General features: G+C 68.7%; 2 protein-coding genes. Both read right to left on the bottom strand.

Annotated features, from left to right (window positions below; translation table 11 throughout):
• Positions 1–64: 64 nt before the first annotated feature.
• Complete coding sequence (gene istB / locus ACIP67_RS43105) at positions 65–904, bottom strand: IS21-like element helper ATPase IstB (RefSeq protein WP_401700165.1); 840 nt, start codon at positions 902–904, stop codon at positions 65–67.
• Positions 904–2160, bottom strand: a complete 1257-nt coding sequence (gene istA, locus ACIP67_RS43100) for an IS21 family transposase (RefSeq protein ID WP_401700162.1) — start codon at positions 2158–2160, stop codon at positions 904–906. Before istA ends, istB begins: the two co-directional genes overlap by 1 nt.
• Between the last annotated feature and the right edge of the window lie 104 nt (positions 2161–2264).

Below are 2264 nucleotides of genomic sequence, written 5' to 3'. Positions count from 1 at the left end.
TGTCGGCGTCGGTTGAACTTGGACCCACTTTGGGCGGTTGAATTCTGACCCGGTTGGTGGTGGTTCAGTCGTTGTCGGTTGTGTCGGTGGGGACGCGTCCGAGTTCGCGTCCTCGCATGCGGTAGGAGTCGCCCTTGAGGGAGTGGACCTCGGCGTGGTGGACCAGGCGGTCGATCATGGCGGCGGCCACGGTCTCGTCGCCGAAGACCTCTCCCCAGCGTCCGAAGGGTTTGTTGCTGGTGACGATCACGGACGCGCGTTCGTATCGGTTCGAGATGAGCTGGAAGAACAGGTTCGCGGCCTCGGCTTCGAAGGGGATGTAGCCGACCTCGTCCACCACGATCAGCGGATAGCGGCCGAGCCTGGTGAGCTCGGCCGACAGGCGGCCGCTGTCGTGGGCGGCGGCGAGCTTGTCGACCCACTCGGCGGCGGTGGCGAAGGCGACGCGGTGTCCGGCCTGGCAGGCCCGCACTGCCAGGCCGATCGCCAGGTGTGTCTTGCCGGTGCCGGGAGGGCCCAGGAAGACGACGTTCTCCTTGCCTGCGATGAAGTCCAACGTGCCCAGATGCGCGAGCTGTTGGCGCGTCATGCCGCGCAGATGGGTGACGTCGAGTTCCTCGATCGTCTTGATCGCCGGGAAACGGGCGGCGCGTACTCGTGCCTCGCCGCCGTGCGATTCGCGGGCGGAGACCTCGCGCTGGAGGCAGGCGACGAGGTATTCGGTGTGGGTCCAGGACTCCTTGCGGGCCCGTTCGGCGAGCCGGTCGGCGGCGGCAAGCAGGGCCGGGGCCTTCATCGCTCTGGCAAGAAAGGCCAGGTCGGATGCGGTCTGCTGGCCGGTCCTGCGGCTTGTGGTCGCAGACGGTGCGGGCGCCTCGCGGTCGGCGGCGGAGGTGCGGGGCATCAGCCGGCCTCCTTGCCTGCGTCGCCGTCGATGACGGTGAACAGCCGGTCATACGAGCCCAGCTCGCGCTGTTCGACCTCGACGAGCGGACTTGAGGCGGAGTCGACGGCGTGCACCTGTCCCGTGGGCCGACGGCGGGCTTCCTCGCGCATCGCGCGGCCGGTCTCGGCGTGGTCGGGGGCGGTGAGAGTCTGGTGGCGGGCCCAGCAGCGGGCATGCTGGGCGACGATCTCGCCGCCGGTCGTCAGCACGATGACCTGGTCGTTGTCGGTCAGCACGGTGACCTGCCGGCCGATCGCGGCAGGGTCGACGGAGTAGTCGCAGGTGTCGACGCGGACATAGTGGTCGCGGCCCAGACGGGTCGAGAACCGCCACCAGGCTGGCGGGTCGACCGCGGGCAGGGTGAGCATCTGGGCCCGGTCTGCTTCCCACCGGTCGGCCGGACGGGCCCCGAGGGTGCGGTGGACGCGCCGGTTGGCGACCTTCAGCCATGTCCCGAGCTGGGTGTTGAAGTCGTCCGGTCCGCTGAAGTGCCGCCCTGGCAGGAACGAGGTCTCCAGATAGCCGTTCGCTCGTTCCACCAGCCCCTTCGCCTCAGGATCCCGGGGACGGCACAAGTGGATCCTGGTGGCGAGCAGGCCCGCGAACGCGGCGAACTCGGACGTCGGGCGGCCGCGGCCGACGCCGGCCTCGTTGTCCCAGACCAGGGTTCTGGGGACGGAGCCCCATTCGGCCAGCAGCCGCCAGTGGCCGTCGATCAGGTCGCCGGTCCTGCGTGACGGCAGCATCCGAGCGGTGATCACGCGTGAGTAGCCGGACACCATCACCAGGACTGGCGGGTGTCCGGTCTGCCCATAGCCGAGGGGGATGTCCGCGTCGGGGAACCACAGGTCGCACTGGGCCAGCTCACCGGGCCGATAGACCGTGCGCGAGACCGGATCGACGGGGAGATAGGCGGGCCGGAGTTCCCGGATCCGGTCCTTGAGGATCGTCATGCCTTTCTCCCAGCCGATCCGCTCGGCGATCACCGTCGCCGGCATCGTCGGGGTCTCCCGCAGCAGTTCACGGATCTGCACCTCGACCGCGTCGACCGCCGAGCCCCTGGCTGGCCGCTGGTACTGCGGCGGCCGATCGCTCGCCAGGGCACGCTTGACGGTGTTCTTCGAGATGCCCAGATGCCGTGCGATCGCCCTGATCGGCATCTGCTCGGCCCGGTGCAGTCGACGGATCTCTGCCCAGTCCTCCACGAGGATCACCTTCCCTCCTGACCTTGATCACCAAGGCCAGAGTCAGACGAAGATCACCAAGTGGGTCACTTTTGATCCGCCGTCAGAGGGTCAGCATTCGACCGTCGCCGAGA

Source organism: Streptomyces sp. NPDC088812, assembly GCF_044750285.1.
GTDB lineage: Bacteria > Actinomycetota > Actinomycetes > Streptomycetales > Streptomycetaceae > Streptomyces.
The sequence above is the reverse complement of the archived record's forward strand: the minus strand, read 5'-3'. Positions and strand labels throughout refer to the sequence as shown.

Excerpts from the sequence above, each read along its gene's own strand:
- istB (WP_401700165.1), bottom strand. The coding sequence starts at position 904 with ATGCCCCGCACCTCCGCCGCCGACCGCGAGGCGCCCGCACCGTCTGCG.